The organism is Priestia sp. P5_B4, assembly GCF_056400385.1.
In genome coordinates, this window is sequence record NZ_JBFULJ010000792.1 from 1 (window position 1) to 1781 (window position 1781).

2 protein-coding genes are annotated in these 1781 nt (G+C 40.3%); both read left to right on the forward strand.

The window, feature by feature from the left end; translation table 11 throughout:
• The first annotated feature begins 155 nt into the window (after positions 1-155).
• Complete coding sequence (locus AC1DRF_RS26015; protein WP_043982469.1) at positions 156-1274, forward strand: NAD(P)/FAD-dependent oxidoreductase; 1119 nt, start codon at positions 156-158, stop codon at positions 1272-1274.
• Positions 1275-1347: 73 nt separating this feature from the next.
• Complete coding sequence (locus tag AC1DRF_RS26020) at positions 1348-1662, forward strand: YckD family protein (protein ID WP_043982470.1); 315 nt, start codon at positions 1348-1350, stop codon at positions 1660-1662.
• The last annotated feature ends 119 nt before the right edge of the window (positions 1663-1781 follow it).

Consider the following 1781-nt stretch of genomic DNA (forward strand, 5'->3'; position numbering starts at 1 on the left):
TTTGTTTACAATGAAAGGAGCTATATGTCAAAGTCAGCAAGACTCAAAAATAAGCTCAAGATAGCTTCGCCTAGTATGTGACTTCTTTTTTTGCTATGCTAAAGTTGCGTACATATAGCATGAGAATATTAGAAGAAAGAAAAGGGTGTTTTGGTATGAAAACATACATCGTAGTTGGAGCTGGGGTACTTGGAGCTTCTACAGCATATCATTTAGCAAAAGCAGGAGCAGATGTGACATTGATAGATCGCAAGGATGCAGGTCAAGCTACTGATGCAGCAGCAGGAATTGTTTGTCCATGGCTTTCGCAGCGTCGAAATAAAGCATGGTACCGCTTAGCAAAAGGCGGCGCTAAGTACTATCAAACATTAATTCAGCAATTAGAAGAAGATGGAGAAACGGATACGGGATATAAGCGAGTAGGAGCAATTAGCTTACATACTGATGAGCAAAAGCTTAAAAAAATGGAAGAAAGAGCATATAAGCGTCGGGAAGAAGCTCCTGAAATAGGCGAGATTACACGTTTATCCGCTAAAGAAACACAGGCTTTGTTTCCGGTTCTTTCGGAAGAATACAGTTCAGTTCATATTAGTGGAGCCGCTCGCGTTAACGGAAGAGCTCTTCGAAACGCACTTGTGAATGCAGCGAAGAAAAACGGTGCAAAAATAATAGAAGGAAACGCAGAACTACTTTATGAAAATAATCAAGTAACGGGCGTTTCCGTAAATGGACAAACCCTTCTAGCAAGTACAACAATCGTAACGGCAGGAGCGTGGGCAAATCAATTACTAGAGCCTCTTGGAGTGAAATTTTTAGCAAGCTTTCAAAAAGCGCAAATTGTCCACTTGCATCTCCCTGATGTAGATACAAAAGACTGGCCCGTTGTGATGCCTCCAAGCGACCAATATATTCTTTCATTTGAACAAGGTCAAATTGTCATTGGAGCAACACATGAAAACGACACGGGCTATGATTTGAGAGTAACTGCTGGGGGGATGCATGAGATTTTTTCAAAGGCCTTRTCAATTGCTCCCGGCTTAACAGAAAGCACAGTTTTAGAAACAAGGGTAGGGTTTCGACCATTTACTCCAGGATTCTTGCCAGTCATTGGAGCTCTTCCGGCTTACGAAGGAATACTAGTAGCGAATGGTCTCGGAGCTTCAGGCTTAACGTCGGGTCCTTATCTTGGTTCAGAGCTTGCTAAATTAGCACTTGAAATGGAAATGGAAATTGATCTTAGCGACTATGATGTAGGAGGAGCTATCGAGTCTTAAGCAAACAGAATGAATGAAAACAAATAGAAGTTCGCAAACTATAACTACTATATGATGAAAGGAAGTAGATTGTTTGCGAAAGATTATGATAAGTGCAGCAGCAGCTTTTTTATTTATGAGCGCGACGCCTGTATTAGCGGAAAACAATCCTCAGCCAGAAACAAAAGACGTGCAGTTGACGTCTGAGCAAAAGCAGGAACTGTCCGTGCTGTACAAAGAAATGCTAGCAAAAAAGAAAGAAATACTTTCAAAATATGTGGAGTACGGCGTGCTAAGCAAAACGGAGAGTCAAAACATTTCTTCACATATGGAAAATCGCTATCAGCATATGGAGCAAAATGGTTTTGTGCCAAAGCGACACTGTCATAAAATGCATCATTCAAAGTAATTCCTATTCACATAAAAAAGCGCCTTTACAGGCGTTTTTTTTATGTGAATGAATGGAAAATATCCGCTTCTTTATCTAGTAAATTCTAAAATCCTCATGTAAAATTAAGAGAATGAGAA